At 70.0% G+C, this 14,875-nt stretch carries 10 protein-coding genes and 1 riboswitch; of the genes, 8 read left to right on the forward strand and 2 right to left on the reverse strand.

Annotated features, from left to right (window positions below; all coding sequences use genetic code 11):
* Nucleotides 1-27: 27 nt before the first annotated feature.
* From cobN to EV651_RS18470, 4 genes are all read left to right on the forward strand, one after another.
* Nucleotides 28-3,729: a cobaltochelatase subunit CobN gene (cobN, locus tag EV651_RS18455; RefSeq protein WP_133786415.1), complete on the forward strand. Its 3,702-nt coding sequence runs from the start codon at nt 28-30 to the stop codon at nt 3,727-3,729.
* A 12-nt stretch (nt 3,730-3,741) separates the two neighbouring features.
* A complete protein-coding gene (gene surE / locus EV651_RS18460) occupies nt 3,742-4,500 on the forward strand; it encodes a 5'/3'-nucleotidase SurE (RefSeq protein WP_133786416.1) in 759 nt (252 codons plus the stop codon).
* Nucleotides 4,501-4,737: 237 nt separating this feature from the next.
* Nucleotides 4,738-4,881, forward strand: a complete 144-nt coding sequence (locus EV651_RS43280; protein ID WP_133786457.1) for an alpha/beta fold hydrolase — start codon at nt 4,738-4,740, stop codon at nt 4,879-4,881.
* A gap of 61 nt (nt 4,882-4,942) precedes the next feature.
* Complete coding sequence (locus EV651_RS18470; RefSeq protein ID WP_133786417.1) at nt 4,943-5,194, forward strand: alpha/beta fold hydrolase; 252 nt, start codon at nt 4,943-4,945, stop codon at nt 5,192-5,194.
* Between the two features lie 606 nt (nt 5,195-5,800).
* On the opposite strand, the gene EV651_RS18475 is transcribed toward EV651_RS18470, so the two are convergent.
* Nucleotides 5,801-8,029, reverse strand: coding sequence for an HNH endonuclease signature motif containing protein (locus EV651_RS18475; protein WP_133786418.1), 2,229 nt, complete (start codon nt 8,027-8,029; stop codon nt 5,801-5,803).
* Nucleotides 8,030-8,182: 153 nt separating this feature from the next.
* Nucleotides 8,183-8,869: a 3-keto-5-aminohexanoate cleavage protein gene (locus EV651_RS18480; RefSeq protein ID WP_133786419.1), complete on the reverse strand. Its 687-nt coding sequence runs from the start codon at nt 8,867-8,869 to the stop codon at nt 8,183-8,185.
* A gap of 59 nt (nt 8,870-8,928) precedes the next feature.
* A riboswitch (cobalamin riboswitch) is annotated at nt 8,929-9,072 on the forward strand.
* A gap of 68 nt (nt 9,073-9,140) precedes the next feature.
* Between EV651_RS18480 and EV651_RS43100 the strand changes: the two genes are divergently transcribed.
* The 4 genes from EV651_RS43100 to bluB are packed head-to-tail and all read left to right on the forward strand — an operon-like array spanning nt 9,141 to nt 14,691.
* Nucleotides 9,141-11,330: a magnesium chelatase subunit D family protein gene (locus tag EV651_RS43100; RefSeq protein ID WP_166658652.1), complete on the forward strand. Its 2,190-nt coding sequence runs from the start codon at nt 9,141-9,143 to the stop codon at nt 11,328-11,330.
* A gap of 1 nt (nt 11,331) precedes the next feature.
* Entirely contained in the window at nt 11,332-11,946 is a 615-nt protein-coding gene (gene cobO, locus EV651_RS18490) for a cob(I)yrinic acid a,c-diamide adenosyltransferase (protein WP_133786420.1), read from the forward strand.
* Between the two features lie 55 nt (nt 11,947-12,001).
* Complete coding sequence (locus EV651_RS18495) at nt 12,002-13,339, forward strand: cobyrinate a,c-diamide synthase (RefSeq protein ID WP_133786421.1); 1,338 nt, start codon at nt 12,002-12,004, stop codon at nt 13,337-13,339.
* Entirely contained in the window at nt 13,336-14,691 is a 1,356-nt protein-coding gene (bluB, locus tag EV651_RS18500) for a 5,6-dimethylbenzimidazole synthase (protein WP_133786422.1), read from the forward strand. The genes EV651_RS18495 and bluB overlap by 4 nt, the downstream gene beginning before the upstream one ends.
* Nucleotides 14,692-14,875: the final 184 nt, after the last annotated feature.

The following is a 14,875-nucleotide window of genomic DNA, read 5'->3' on the forward strand; positions in this document are numbered from 1 at the left end:
GGATACCCCGGAAAGGAACGCGTGCGCATGCCTGCGAAGCTGCTGTTGCTGTCCACTGCCGACACCGACCTGCTGGCAGCCGCCGCGGCCGATGCCGGGTGGAACGTTGCGAACCCGGCCCGGCTCGACCTCGCCGGTCTCGCCCCGCTGCTCGACGACGCCGAGATCGTCGTTGTCCGCCTGCTCGGTGGACGCCGCGCGTGGGAGGACGGGCTCGACGCGGTCCTCGCCTCGGGGAAGCCCACGGTGGTCGTGAGCGGCGAGGCCGCGCCGGACGCCGAGTTGATGTCGCTGTCGACCGTGCCCGCCGGTGCGGTCACCGAGGCGCTCGCCTACCTGCGTGAGGGCGGCGCGGACAACCTCCGCAACCTGGCCGGCTTCCTGCGAGACACGCTGCTGCTGACCGGCGACGAATTCGAGCCTCCTCGCGCGCTCCCGGCGTACGGCGTCCGTGGGTCCTTTGTCGACGACGATCGTCCGGTGGTCGGGATCGTGTACTACCGCGCGCACGAGATCTCCGGGAACACCGCGTTCGTCGACGCGCTGGCGGCAGCGGTTGCCGAGGCCGGCGCGCAACCACTCCCGGTGTACTGCGGGACGCTTCGTGGGCTCGACCCGGCCGAGAACGTCGAGCTCTTCGATCTGCTGCGGAAGTGCGACGTACTGGTCACCACGCTCCTCGCCGCGGGTGGTGCGGTGGCGGCGAACGCGAGCGCGGGCGGTGCGGATGATGCGTGGGACGCGGGCGCGCTGGCGTCGCTTGACATCCCGTTGATCCAGGGCCTCGCGCTCACCTCGACCCGCGAGCAGTGGCTGGACAGCGACGCCGCCGTCAGCCCGTTGGACGCTGCGACGCAGGTGGCGATTCCGGAGTTCGACGGTCGGCTGATCACGATCCCGTTCTCGTTCAAGGCGTACGACGCCGACGGTCTGGCGCGTTATGCGCCGGATGCGGAGCGGTGCGCGCGGCTGGCCGGGATCGCGGTCGCGCATGCCCGGCTGCGGCACGTTCCGCCGGCCGAGAAGCGGATCGCGCTGGTGCTGTCGTCGTACCCGACCAAACACGCGCGGATCGGGAACGCGGTCGGGCTGGACACGCCGGCGTCGGCGGTCGTGCTGCTCGGGCAGTTGAAGGACGCCGGCTACGACCTGGGCGACCTCGATCTGAGCGAGCTGCAGGGGGCGGACGGTGCGGACGGGTTGATTCACCGGTTGATCGCGGCCGGCGGGCACGACGTCGACTGGCTGACGGACGAGCAGTTGGCCAACGCGGTCGCCAAGGTGCCGCTGTCCACGTACGCCACCTGGTTCGGGCGGGTTCCGGAGTCGTTGCAGGAGGCAATGACCGGGGCGTGGGGCGAGGCGCCGGGGGAGTTGTACGTCGACACGTCCGGTGACGAGCCGGCGATCGCGCTCGCCGCGCTGCGGTTCGGGAACGTGGTGCTGATGATCCAGCCGCCGCGTGGCTTCGGCGAGAACCCGGTCGCGATCTACCACGACCCGGACATGGCCCCCTCGCACCACTACCTGGCGGCCTACCGCTGGCTCGAGGCGTCACCTGACGAGGGCGGGTTCGGTGCGCAGGCCGTCGTACATCTCGGGAAGCACGGCACGCTGGAATGGCTGCCGGGCAAGGGGATCGGGATGGCGGCCGGCTGCGCGCCCGACGCCGTGCTCGGGAACCTGCCGATGGTGTACCCGTTCATCGTCAACGATCCCGGCGAGGGGACGCAGGCGAAGCGGCGGGCGCACGCGACGATCGTCGACCACCTGGTGCCGCCGATGGCGCGGGCCGAGACATACGGCGACATGGCGAAGCTGGAGTATCTGCTCGACGAGTACGCGACCGTGTCGGCGCTCGACCCGGAGAAAGTGCCGACGCTGCGCGCGCAGATCTGGACGCTGATCCAGGCGGCGCAGTTGCACCACGACCTGCACACTTCCGAGAAGCCGGACGACGAGGAGTTCGACGAGTTCGTGCTGCATCTCGACGGGTATCTGTGCGAGATCAAGGACGTGCAGATCCGCGACGGGCTGCATGTGCTGGGCGGGGCGCCGGAGGGTGAGGCGCGGGTCAACCTGGTGCTCGCCGTACTGCGTGCTCGGCAACTGTGGGGCGGTTCGTACTCGATCCCGGGGCTGCGGGCGGCGCTGGGTGATACGTTCGGGGTGGACGAGGCCGAACTGCTTGCCAACCCCGGTGCAGCCGCCGACCTCGCCGACCTCGCGACGCTGGCCGATCTGCCGGCGGTCAGTGGCGCGGACGGGGTCGATCTGCTGGAAGCGGTTGCGCGCAAGCTCGTGGTCGGGATGGAGACGCTGAGCTGGGACGTGACGAAGGTCCCGGTGGTGGTCGGCGAGGTTCTGGGCCGCGCGTCCGAGCAGGTCGAGGCGTCGCTCACGTTCGCGGCAACCGAAGTCGTCCCGCGGCTCGCACGCACGGGCGACGAGCTGACGAACGTCCTGCGGGCGTTGGACGGGCGGTTCGTCGAGGCTGGACCGTCCGGCTCGCCGACTCGCGGGCTGGTGAACGTGCTGCCGACCGGCCGCAACTTCTACGCGGTCGACCCGAAGGCGATCCCGAGCCGCAACGCCTGGGACGTCGGCGTCGCACTCGCCGACTCGCTGCTGGCGCGGCACCGGGCAGAGACCGGCGAGTGGCCGCGATCCGTCGGCCTCACCGTCTGGGGTACATCAGCCATGCGGACGCAGGGCGACGACCTCGCCGAAGTGCTCTGGCTGCTCGGCTGCCGCCCGGTCTGGGACGAGGCCTCACGACGCGTCACCACCTTCGAAGTGGTCGGTCTGGAGGAACTCGGCCGGCCGCGGATCGACGTGACGATCCGGATCTCCGGCTTCTTCCGGGACGCGTTCCCGCATGTCGTCGCGCTGCTGGACGAGGCGGTGCGGACGGCGGCCTCCCTGGATGAGGATGCTGCGAGCAACTACTTGCGCGCGCATGTGCAGGCAGACGTTGCTGCGGGCAATGATCTCAGGCAGTCGACGGCTCGCGTGTTCGGCTCCAAGCCCGGTTCGTACGGCGCCGGTCTGCTGCCGCTCGTCGACGCGCGGAACTGGCGTACCGACGCCGAGCTGGCGGAGGTGTACGCCGTGTGGGGCGGGTACGCGTACGGCAAGGACCTCGACGGCGCCGAGGCCCGCGGCTCGATGGAACGCGCGTACGCCCGGATCCAGGTCGCGGCGAAGAACGCGGACACCCGCGAGCACGACATCATGGACTCCGACGACTACTTCCAGTACCACGGCGGCATGATCGCGATGGTGCGGCACCTCACCGGCGCCAACCCGAAGGCGTACGTCGGCGACTCCGCCGCACCCGCACAGGTTCGCACCCGGACCTTGGACGAGGAGGCGAAGCGGGTCTTCCGTGCGCGGGTGGTGAACCCGCGGTGGATGGCGGCGATGCGGCGGCACGGGTACAAGGGCGCATTCGAGATGGCCGCGACCGTGGACTACCTGTTCGGGTACGACGCGACCGCGGGCGTCGTCGACGACTGGATGTACGAGTCGCTGACCACGGAGTACGTCGCCGATCCGGAGATGGCCGAGTTCTTCCGCAAGTCGAACCCGTGGGCACGGCACGGGATCGCGGAACGGCTGCTGGAGGCGGCGCAGCGCGGGCTGTGGGCGGAGCCGTCGGCCGAGGCGCTGGAGACGCTGCGGAACGCAGTCCTTGAGACGGAGGGTGACATCGAGGACCGCGGCTGATTGGGTAGATGCATGCCCCGAGTGCTGATCACCAATGACGACGGTTACCGAGCGCCAGGCATCCGGGCGCTCGCGCCGGCGATCGCCCAGCTCGGGTACGACGTACTCGTGGTCGCTCCGATGATCGACGAGAGCGGTGTCGGCTCCGCGCGGGCCGGGATCGTCAACCGGCCGATCCGGACCGCGTCCGACGTGGAGAACGGCGTGACGTTCGTCGGGATCGAGGGCACCCCGGCCATCGCGGTGACGATGGCGCAGGCCGGCGCGTTCGGTGCGCCGCCGGATCTGGTGCTGTCCGGGATCAACCGGGGGCTGAACATCGGTGTGTCGATCTTCCACTCGGGCACCGTCGCGGCGGCGCTGACAGCGGCCGAGACAGGTACATCGGCGGTTGCCGTCAGCCTCGACGCGGAGGACCCGTTGCACTGGGCGACCGCGGCGACCGTCGCGGGCGACGCGCTCGGGTGGATCGCCGGCGAGCCGGGCGGGACGGTGCTGACGATCAACGTTCCGGATCGTCCGCTGGACCAGCTGGCCGGCGTACGGCACGCGTCACTGGCGGTGAACCGGCGTACCCGTCTCGTCGCCACGACCGCTCCGTCGGGTGAGCCGATGATCGCCGTGGAGCGCACCCCGCAAGCCGCCGCGGTCCCAGGCACCGACGAGGCCCTCCTCGCCGAGGGCTTCGCAACGGTCACGCCGATCGTCGGCATCCGCGAGGTCCGGGACGACGCCGCCGCCACAGCCCTGGCGAAGCGCCTGATGCGATAAACGGGTCCGTCGCCGAGCACGGCCCGGCGGACGCGCCACCGCTGTTGTTCATCCACGGCCACGGCGGCGGTTACCACTGGCAGCGGTGTCAGGACGAATTGTTGGGGCGCTCCCTGCGGGTAATCGCACCGGACCAGCTTGCGCTCTCCGTTGCCGCCGGGTGAGCGCATCGATCTGGACGTGCTGCCGGCCGACTTCGAGGAGCTGCGCGAACGGCTCGGGATCGAGCGCTGAGCGATCCTCGGGCACTCGGCCGGCGGCAACTACGCGGTCGAGTACGCGATCCGGCATCCTTCGGCGGTCGGCGCGGTCATCTCCGACTGCCCGTTCTGGGACTTCGACGCCCGACCGCCGGCTGACGGCGGAGGACAAGACCTATGAGCTGCCATTCGGTCTCGGCGACCGTTCCAGGAGCTGTCCTTGGCTCGGTCGGTTGGCACTGATGCCGCGGCCGACCCTGCTGATCGAGGGCATCGAGGGCATCGTCGACCTCGCCATGGACCCGGTCTCGGTTGAGACCTACCGCAACACCGTTCCGACCTGCCAAGTCGTCACCTTCACTCACTCCGGCCACTTCCCCCACTTCGAAGAGCCGAAGCAGTACGCCGATCTGGTGCGCAACTTCGTCAATCAACACGTCACCCCCCACGGCCAAACCCGACACCAGCAGGAGACCACTAAGGACTCGCGCTGACAGGCCGCGAACACTGAGATGTCGCCGCGGCTCGGTCAGCTCAGCCTCCAGCGGCCTCCAAGCAGCTCGACATCACCGTGCTGCGTTCTGCATCGTGACAACCGTGCTGGTCGTCGGACAGCAGATCGATTGGCACGACCGGTGGAGCCCAGCGTGATGCCTATCCGCTCAGGTCCTGAGAAGCCGGCCGACCACGACCGACCACGACCGACCACGACCGACCACGACCGAACAGCGACCGGGCAGCGACTGAGCCGGGATCGAGCAGCGACCGGGCCGGGATCGGGTCGGGATCGGGTCGGGATCGGGCATCGCCCGGGCCGGGATCGGGCCGGGATCGGGCAGCGACCGGGCCGGGATCGGGCAGCCACCGGGCCGGGATCGGGCCGGGATCGGGCAGCGACCGGGCCGGGATCGGGCAGCCACCGGGCCGGGATCGGGCCGGGATCGGGCAGCGACTGAGCAGAGACTGGGCAGGGGGCGGGCAGGGGGCGGGCAGGGGCGCAGCGATCGAGCCGCGGCTGGGGTCGCGATGGGGCAGTTGCTAGCCGGGAGCTTTCCACGTGGACGGGGTCTGGAGACGTTGACGGCGAGACAGGCTGTCGGTCAGAACGGTGGTGGGTCCTCCGACGGCAGTCTTGTTGGTGGATGGATCCGGGGTCGCTGATCGTCGTGGTTCTCGTCGTGGTTCTCGTTGTGGTTTTGGACGATCGGGCCGCGGGCTGGTGGGACGGTGGTGTAGCGGTGGCCGGTGGGGGTGGTGAGGGTGATGGAGCCGTCGGGGTGTGTGGTGGTTTTCCAGCCCCATCCTGGGGTGTCTTTGATGACGTGGTGGTATTCGCAGTAGGGCGCTAGCCCGGTGAGGTTTGTGTGGCCGGATTGTTTGAAGGGTGTGGCGTGGTCGCGGTCGCATTGGCGTGAGGTGCGGTTGCAGCCGGGCCAGGCGCAGACGGGGTGTCGGGCGAGGAGTGTCTCGGTGACGATGGTGCCGGGGTTGTGGCGGGTGGTGGAGGCTTCGAGGATGGTGCCGTTGGTGGGGTCGGTGAGGAGTCGTCGCCAGGTGCCGTCGCGTGCGATGCGGCGGGCCATTGGGGCGGGGATGGGTCCGTAGCCGGTGAGTTCGCAGGGGTCGTTGTCCACGCCGAGGAGGGTGGTGATGGGGATGAGGATCTCGATGTGGGGTCGTCGGCGGTGTTGGTCGGGTAGTCGGCGGCCGAGCCAGTCGAGGCCGTTGTGCAGCATGTGTTCGAACACGTCGGCTACTACGTCGGCTCGGCGTTGCTCGATGTTCCGCTCGTCCTTTGTCCGCTGACCAGACTCCTTCTCGGCCGATCCACCGGAGAAGCCCGCTCCGGACTGGACCCTGCCGGTGACATCGCCAGCCCCCGGGGCGTCAGCCCCGGCAGCATCAGCCCCGGCAGCATCAGCCCCGGCAGCATCAGCCCCGGCAGCGTCAGCGCTGGCGCTGGCGTTGGTCTTGGTCGTCCGAGCTCCGGCGGCGGCGTCGGTTGTAGCGCTGGAGTTGCGAGCGCCCGGGGACGCGTCGTCGAACTCCACCAAGCGGCGATCACTTTGCGGATCGGCGACGGCGGTGTTGTCCGCGCTGTTGCCGTTGCCCGAGATGCTGGCGTTGCCCGAGGCGCTGGCAGTGCCCGGGGTACTGGCAGCGCTTGGGGTGCCGGGGGTGTCCGCGGTGTTCTGCGGGGCGGTCGTGCTGGCGTGGTGGGAGGCCGGCGCGTCGGTGTCTGGGGTGCTGGGGGTGTCCGCGGTGTTTTGCGGCGTGGTTGTGCTGCTGGGGTGCGGGGGAGGCGTGTCGGTGCCTGCGGTGCTGGGCTCACCGGCGGGCTGGGTGGGTGGCGTCTCGTTGCTTGCCTGGCCGGGCTTGGTGGTGGGTGTTGTTCGTTTGGTGAGGTCGGCCATGGCTTGGATGACGACCCACATTTGCTGGATCTTGTCGGCGGTGTGGACGACCCACAGGCCGGCCATGCCGTCGGTGAGCGGGACGATTTTGCAGGTGCGCTCCGCGACCGCGGTGCGGTGTCGCTCCGCGGCGTCCTGGGTGGTGTGTTTGGCGACCTGGCGGCGCAGGGATGCGTTCAGGTTGGCGTGGGTTTGGCCGGGGGCGCGGCGCAGTACGTGTGCCTCGACGGCTTGGGCGGCGGTGTCGGGGAGGTCGCGGGTGGCCTCGGAGATCGCGAGGGCCTTGGACCAGGTGAGGGCGCCGCAGCGCAGCGCGGTGTGGGTCGCGGTCAGGGTGCCGGTCAGATGCAAGGCGGTGTCGATGTGGCGGGCTGCGGTGTTGGTGGACAGCCGTAGCGCGGCGCCGATCTCGGCGGCCCAGGAGCGTTCGGGGTCGATCGGCCGGCCGGAGGAGTCGATCTGGGTGGGGCGGGGGATCTCGGTGGCTTGGGCTTTGCGTTGGCGGTGGAATGAGGCCATCGCGGAGGTCTTGATGGCCGCGGCCCAGGCTTCCATGCGGGCTGCGGCCTTCATGGCCTCGATCAGCGCGATCGGTGACTCGCACTGTGGTCGCAACTCCTCCAGCGCAGCGGCGAGTTCGGCGCCGGGTGGCAGGAAGACCCAGGCGGGTGCTTTCAGGCGCAGCATCTCGCGTTCGGCCTCGTCCTGCTCGACCCCGGCCCACAGTTCCCACTCCAGCCCGTCCACCCGCGACATCGGCGGCAGGTCGTCGTACCAGTCCTCCTCGCCCAGATAGCGCGGAGGACATGGATCCGCGGGGTCGGGCAAGTCATCCGGCGGCACCAGCGCCCACGCAGCCTCGGCCCCGGCGAGTGCCTGCTCGCCGGGAAGCTGTGCCATCACCACCGCCGTCATGAACCTACATTAGAACACCTGTTCGATTGAGACAAATCACGACGCCACCGACGTGTCGCGATTCCGGTGTGAGCGAAGGGCCTTCGCCGCCCTGAGGTCGGGCGATACACGGCGTCAGATGTCGAGATCGGTTCGCAAGACGGCGCGGACTACTTACACGTAGCGCAGTAGGTCCGCGGTTGACTGCGCTGGTTGGCCTTCGGGGGTTGTGAGCATGTCTTCCAGGCCGGCTCGGATGTTGTGCCCCTCCGACTGGGCCCAACGCAGTACCGGCCAGGCCCACTCGTTCTCGCCGTGCACCAGTGTGTCGGTGGGTGGGAGCAGATCCAGTACGGCGCGGGCCGCGGAGATACCGTCCGGGCCGGGGGAGATGCACGGGATCGCCTCGACGAGTACGCGGACCACGGGGCCGCCCCATGTGAGGTACTTCCGTGCTGCGTCGGAGGTGAACAGCCCGGCCTCCACGCCGATGCCTTTCGACAGAAGAAGGTCCGCGACGCGTTCGGCGCCTTTCTCGTGGAAGTTGACGCTCGCGAAGTCCGCTGTCGGCTCCCACGCGGCGATCAACCCGAGTCGCTCGTCCAGATCCGGGACGATGCCTTCCCGCGTCGACACGCCTACGGGCACACCGGGACAGTCCCGTCGTACGGCGGCCACCGCTGCCTGCACGTCGGCGTACACAAGGGTCTCGAGCCCGCTCGCGCCGCGAGGGTGGATGTGCAGCGCGTCAGCTCCGGCGGACACGGCTGCGGCGGCGTCCCGGCCGAGTTCGTCGGGCGTGATCGGCACGCCCGGGTGGTCCGCCCGCGTGCGGTCGCCGTTGAGGCCGGCCTTGATCATGGGCACACGGTACGTGGTGAGGCCCACGTGACCGGGGTGCGTTGTGGTGCGGGCGGATGTGTCATGATCGGGCCGACGGCTGTGGAGGAACACCGGTGACCAGCGTGCTGGGAGTCCGGGGCGGTCCCGCCACTGTGACCGGGAGCCATGGAGATCGACGTGGCCCGGAAGCCAGGACATCTGCCGCCGTCCGCGGGCTCGCGATCATCGTGGGCCGGCGTACCGGCCGTAGCGGGCGTGGACACCCGCTCGACGAAAGGGACCACCGCCGATGCGGGCTCCGTCATTCAGCGGACCGTCGAACTCGTTCCCGTTCACCGCGATCGTCGGGATGGACGATCTCCAGCTCGCGCTGATCCTGGCGACGATCTCGCCGGCGATCGGCGGCGTGCTGATCCGCGGCGAGAAGGGTACGGCGAAGTCGACCGCCGTCCGCGCCCTCACCGAGATCCTGCCGCCGGTCGACGTCGTGCCCGGTTGCCGCTTCTCCTGCGATCCCGACCACCCGGACCCGACCTGCCCGGAGGGCCCGCATGTGGGCGAGGAATGTGTCGGCGAGCGGGGTGTGCGTGCTGCGCGGTTGGTGGAGTTGCCGGTGGGGGCGACCGAGGATCGGGTGCTCGGGTCGTTGCATCTGGAGAAGGCGCTCGCGGAGGGCGTCACGGCGTACGAGCCTGGTCTGCTCGCCGCGGCGCATCGCGGGTTGCTGTACGTCGACGAGGTCAACCTGCTCCACGACCACCTGGTCGACGTGCTCCTCGACGCCGCCGCGATGGGGCGTGCAAGCGTCGAGCGGGACGGTGTGTCGGTGACTCACCCGGCGCGGTTCGTGCTCGTCGGCACGATGAACCCCGAGGAGGGCGAGCTCCGGCCGCAGCTCCTCGACCGGTTCGGGCTGACGGTCGACGTGGTCGCCAGCCGCGATCCCGCCGTCCGCGTGGAGGTGATGCGCGCGCGGCTCACGTACGAGGCGGACCCGGAGAGCTTCGTTGCCCGGTACGACGGTGCGCAGCGGGAACTCGCCGAACGCATCGTCAAGGCGCGCGATCTGTTGACCGAGGTGATCCTGACCGACGCGGCGCTGCGCCAGATCGCGGAGATCTGCGCGTCGTTCGACGTCGACGGGATGCGCGCCGACCTGGTCACGGCCCGTACGGCGGTCGCCCACGCAGCCTGGTCCGGCCGTACGGTCGTCGAGGTCGACGATGTGCGGGCCGCGGCCAAACTCGCCCTCCCGCACCGCCGCCGCCGGAACCCCTTCGACGCTCCCGGCCTCGACGACCAGCAACTCGAAGAAGCGATCAGGAACAGCACGCCACCCGAAGACCCCGACGACGACCCGGGTCCAGGCGGCCCTGGCGGCTCCGGCGGATCGGACGGGTCGGGCGGATCGGACGGGAACGAGGCGGCCGACCCCAGTCGAGCAGACGGCGCGGGGGACGCGGAGGGCGCGGACGGATCGGACAAATCGGACGAGCCGAGGGACACGGGCGCTCAGCCTGCCGATGCACAGCACGCCGGAACCGACACGGCGGATCCGACCACCGCTCACAGCCCGTCCGAGGCAGGTGGGCACCCCAAGAGCTCGGAGGACAAGACGACCGAGTCGGACCGATCAGGCGCCACGCCGAGTGGTGAGGTGGTCGGGAGTTCTGCGCCGTACGAGGCCCGGCTGCTGAGTGTTCAGGTGGCGGGTGCCGGCGTCGCGGGGCGGCGGTCGCGGGCGATCACCGAGGTGGGGCGTGTAGTGGGGGATCGCGGCCGGGTCGGACGGGAGGCCGGGCGGCCGCATCTGCTGGGGACGATGCGCAACGCAGCGCCGTACCAGAAAGTTCGCGGGCGGACCGGTCCGGGTCTGGTAGTGCGGGCGGACGACGTGCGGCTTGCTGTGCGGGAAGGGCGTGAGGGGAACCTCGTGCTGTTCTGCGTCGACGCCTCCGGTTCGATGGGGACGAAGAAGCGGATGGGTGAGGTGAAGACGGCGATCGTCTCGCTCCTCCTCGACGCGTACCAGCGCCGCGACACGGTGGGCCTCGTGACGTTCGCCGGCGCCGGCGCGACGGTCGCGTTGCCGCCGACGGGCAGCGTGGAGACCGCCGTACGACGGCTCGAATCCCTCCCGACCGGTGGACGTACGCCGCTCGCCGAAGGGCTGCTGCAGGCGGGCGAGGTACTGCGGATCGCCGCGATCCGCGATCCGCGCCGGCGCCCGCTCCTCGTGCTCGTGACCGACGGCCGCGCGACCCACGGCGAGAACGCGTTCGCCCGCGCCCGCCAGGCCGCCGGATGGCTGGCGCAGCGTGGGATCGCGACCGTCGTGGTGGATTGCGAGCCGCGCCGCGGCATCCGTCTCGGACTTTCGGCGGAGCTCGCCGCGGACCTCGGAGCGGAGTACCTCGACCTCGGAGACGTTGCCGCAGGCAACCTCATTCGGACGGTCACCGAACGGAAGGCGGCCTGAGATGCCGAAGGGACAGCCGGTCACCGTGCCGGAGGACGGCCTGACCACCCGCCAGCGTCGCAACCGTCCGCTGCTGATGGTGCACACCGGCGAGATGAAGGGGAAGTCGACGGCGGCGTTCGGGATGGCGCTGCGGGCCTGGAACCAGGGCTGGAACCTCGGGGTCTTCCAGTTCGTGAAGAGCGCGAAGTGGAAGGTCGGCGAGGAGAGCGCGTTCAAGGCGCTCGGCCGGCTGCACGAATCGACCGGTGAGGGCGGGCCGGTCGAGTGGCACAAGATGGGCGAGGGCTGGAGTTGGTCCCGCAAGGCGGGCACCGAGGAGGACCACGCTGCCGACGCGGTCGAGGGGTGGCGGGAGATCCAGCGCCGGCTGGCCGCCGAGACCCATGACCTGTACGTGCTCGACGAGTTCACGTATCCGATGAAGTGGGGCTGGGTCGACGTGGACGAGGTCGTCGACACGCTCGTCAACCGTCCCGGACACCAGTACGTCGTGATCACCGGACGCGATGCCCATCCGAAGCTCCTCGAGGCCGCCGACCTCGCCACCCAGATGACGAAGCTCAAGCACCCGATGGACGCCGGCCAGAAGGGCCAGAAGGGCATCGAGTGGTAACCCGACCGAGCCTGCGTGGGGTGGCGGCGAGCCCGCGCGGAGTGGGGGAGTCGCGATGATTCCGCGGGTGGTGGTTGCGGCGCCGGCGTCCGGGGCGGGGAAGACCACCGTTGCCGTTGGGTTGATGGCGGCGTTGCGGCGGGCCGGGCATGTGGTCGCCGGGTTCAAGGTGGGGCCGGACTACATCGATCCCGGGTTCCACGCGGTCGCGACCGGGCGGCCGGGGCGGAACCTCGATCCGATGCTGTCGGGGGAGGAACTGGTAGGTCCCCTGTTCGAGCACGGCTCCGAGGGTGCGGACCTGGCCGTGGTCGAGGGCGTGATGGGGCTGTACGACGGTGCGCTCGGGACGGAGGGTTTCTCCTCGACGGCTCACGTCGCGAAGTTGCTGAAGGCACCTGTGGTGCTGGTCGTCGACGCCTCGGCGGCGGGCCGGAGCGTCGGCGCCGTGGTCCAGGGTTTCGTTGCCTTCGACACCGAGATCCGCATCGTCGGGGTGATCTTGAACAAGGTGGGGTCGGACCGCCACGAGGCCGAAGTACGAGCCGGGGTCGCGCCGACCGGCGTACCGGTCCTGGGTGTCCTCCGCCGCGACACCCGCCTGACAGTCCCCAGCCGCCACCTCGGCCTGATTCCCGCCAACGAACAACACACCCAAGCCGAACAAGCCGTGGACGCTGCCGCAGAACTGGTCCGCCAAGGCGTAGACCTACAGGCGGTAGTAGCCGCCGCCCACTCAGCCCCATCCCACCAAGCCACCCCATGGGCACCCGAGCCGACTGCAGATGTGGGAATGCGATCGGTAGTGGCTGTTGCGGCGGGGCCGGTGTTTTCGTTCCACTACACGGAGACGACCGAGCTGCTCACTGCCGCCGGAGCGGAGGTCGTCACCTTCGACCCGCTCGTCGATCCGTTGCCCGAGGCAACCGCTGCGCTCTACCTCGGCGGGGGCTTCCCGGAGCTGCATGCCGAGGCGCTCTCCGCGAACGTCGAGCTGCGCAAACAAGTGGCCGCTGCGGTCGCCGACGGTGTCCCCGTGATCGCCGAATGTGCCGGCCTGCTGTACCTCTGCCGCGAGCTCGACGGTCACCCGATGACCGGTGTACTCCCGGCGACCGCCCGCATGACCGGCCGCCTCACACTCGGTTACCGTACGGCGATTGCGGCGACCAGCACCGCGTTCTTCGACGAAGGACGCCGGGTGCGCGGCCACGAGTTCCACCGCACTACGGTCGACCTCGAGGGCGACGTACAACCGGCCTGGCATCTCCCCGGCGGCGTCGAAGGAATCACCCTTCCTCACGTCCACGCGTCGTACCTGCACCTGCATTGGACCGCCACACCGGACGTCCCGGCTCGTCTGGTCGCTGCCGCCCGCGAGCGTGCGCGGTGAACCTGGTGGTCGGCGTCGGGCTCCGCACCGGTACGTCGTACGCGGAACTGCAGGATCTCGTGACGACAGCCCTGCATGAGCTCGCGGGTGAGGTCGGATTGGTCGTCACGATCACCGGTAAGGAGAACGAGCCCGCGCTGCAGGAACTGGTCGCGCAGCTCGGCGCAGAGCTTCGCACGTTCTCGAAGGACGAGCTCGCCAAGCAGCCGGTGCCGACCCCGAGCGAGCAGGTCGAGCAGCTCAAAGGAACCCCGAGCGTCGCCGAAGCAGCCGTCCTCGCAACCGGCGCCCAACTCCTCGTCCCGAAACAGCAAACCCCCAACACCACCATCGCGATCGGCGTCCAGCGGGCGGGTGGGTATGGCGTGCGGGATCGGGAGGTTGTGCAGCGGGTGATTGCTGAGCGGCGTGACGTACGGCGGGGGTTCTTGGACCTGCCCGTTGACGACGTGACGCTCGGGCGGGTGCTGGAGGCGGCGCATCGGGCGCCGAGTGTCGGGCTGAGCCAGCCGTGGGACTTCCTGGTGATCCGCAACCTCGCGACCCGCCGCAAGGTGCACGATCTCGCGACCGCGCAACGGGACGCGTTCGCCGCGTCCCTCCCGGAAGATCGCCGCGCGGCGTTCGACGGGCTCAAGATCGAGGCGATCCTCGACACCCCGCTGAACCTCGCGGTGACCTGCGACCCCGGCCGCGGCGGCCGGCACGTCCTCGGCAGGCATGCGGATCCGCGAACGACCATGTTCTCCGCGGCGATCGCGATCCAGAACCTCTGGCTCGCCGCCCGCGCCGAGGGCCTCGGCGTCGGCTGGGTCTCGTTCTTCGAGCCAGGTGAGGTCGCCGCGGTCCTCGACCTGCCCGCCCACATCGAGCTGGTCGGCTACCTCTGCGTCGGGTACGTCGACGAGTTCGCCGCAGCGCCCGAGCTCGTGCGTTCCGGATGGGCGAAGCGGCGCCCGCTGTCGTGGGCGATCCACCACGAGGAATGGGGCCGCCGCGACACGTCGATCGTCGACGACGCCCTGCAGGCCGCGCAGAACGCCGTACCGGCAACCGGTCAGCGGGTCCACGTGATCGTCGGCGGCGATGCGAGCCATCTGCGACAGGCCGACGTACTGGTCGTCGATCTGCACAAGGACCGCCCGCCCGCCGACTTCGGGGTGTTGTGGCGCCCGGCGCGCACACCGGCCGAGGCGGTCGAGTTCGGCGTCGAGATCGCCCGCGACCTCGCACTGCAGGGTGTCGGCAACCTCGTCGTACAGCTGGAAGAGAAGTCGGAGCGCGCCGAGGCGCTCGCTCGCGGTCTGCAGGTCGGTGCGTCGGCCTGTGGTCTGACACACTCCACGACATGACTGTACTGATGCCACGCCTCCGGCGCGGCGGGTCATGGGGCTGTAACTCCCGTCCTTCCCTCGTCGTTCCAGTCGCTTCGCTCCCTCCACTCCTCAGTCCAGGCCGGGAGGCCCCATGACACTCCCTGTGTCAACCTCAGGCAGCGACGGGCTTGTTGAGCGCTGCTGCGGCACCGTGTTTGGC

Origin of the sequence: Kribbella sp. VKM Ac-2571 (assembly GCF_004362255.1) — a bacterium.
Lineage (GTDB): Bacteria > Actinomycetota > Actinomycetes > Propionibacteriales > Kribbellaceae > Kribbella > Kribbella pratensis.

Bases quoted from the DNA above. Each gene is read 5' to 3' on its own strand.
- surE (WP_133786416.1), top strand. From the start codon at position 3,742: ATGCCCCGAGTGCTGATCACCAATGACGACGGTTACCGAGCGCCAGGC.
- EV651_RS18480 (WP_133786419.1), bottom strand. From the start codon at position 8,869: ATGATCAAGGCCGGCCTCAACGGCGACCGCACGCGGGCGGACCACCCG.
- cobO (WP_133786420.1), top strand. From the start codon at position 11,332: ATGCCGAAGGGACAGCCGGTCACCGTGCCGGAGGACGGCCTGACCACC.
- EV651_RS18475 (WP_133786418.1), bottom strand. From the start codon at position 8,029: ATGACGGCGGTGGTGATGGCACAGCTTCCCGGCGAGCAGGCACTCGCC.
- EV651_RS43100 (WP_166658652.1), top strand. From the start codon at position 9,141: ATGCGGGCTCCGTCATTCAGCGGACCGTCGAACTCGTTCCCGTTCACC.
- EV651_RS18470 (WP_133786417.1), top strand. From the start codon at position 4,943: ATGCCGCGGCCGACCCTGCTGATCGAGGGCATCGAGGGCATCGTCGAC.
- EV651_RS18495 (WP_133786421.1), top strand. From the start codon at position 12,002: ATGATTCCGCGGGTGGTGGTTGCGGCGCCGGCGTCCGGGGCGGGGAAG.
- cobN (WP_133786415.1), top strand. From the start codon at position 28: ATGCCTGCGAAGCTGCTGTTGCTGTCCACTGCCGACACCGACCTGCTG.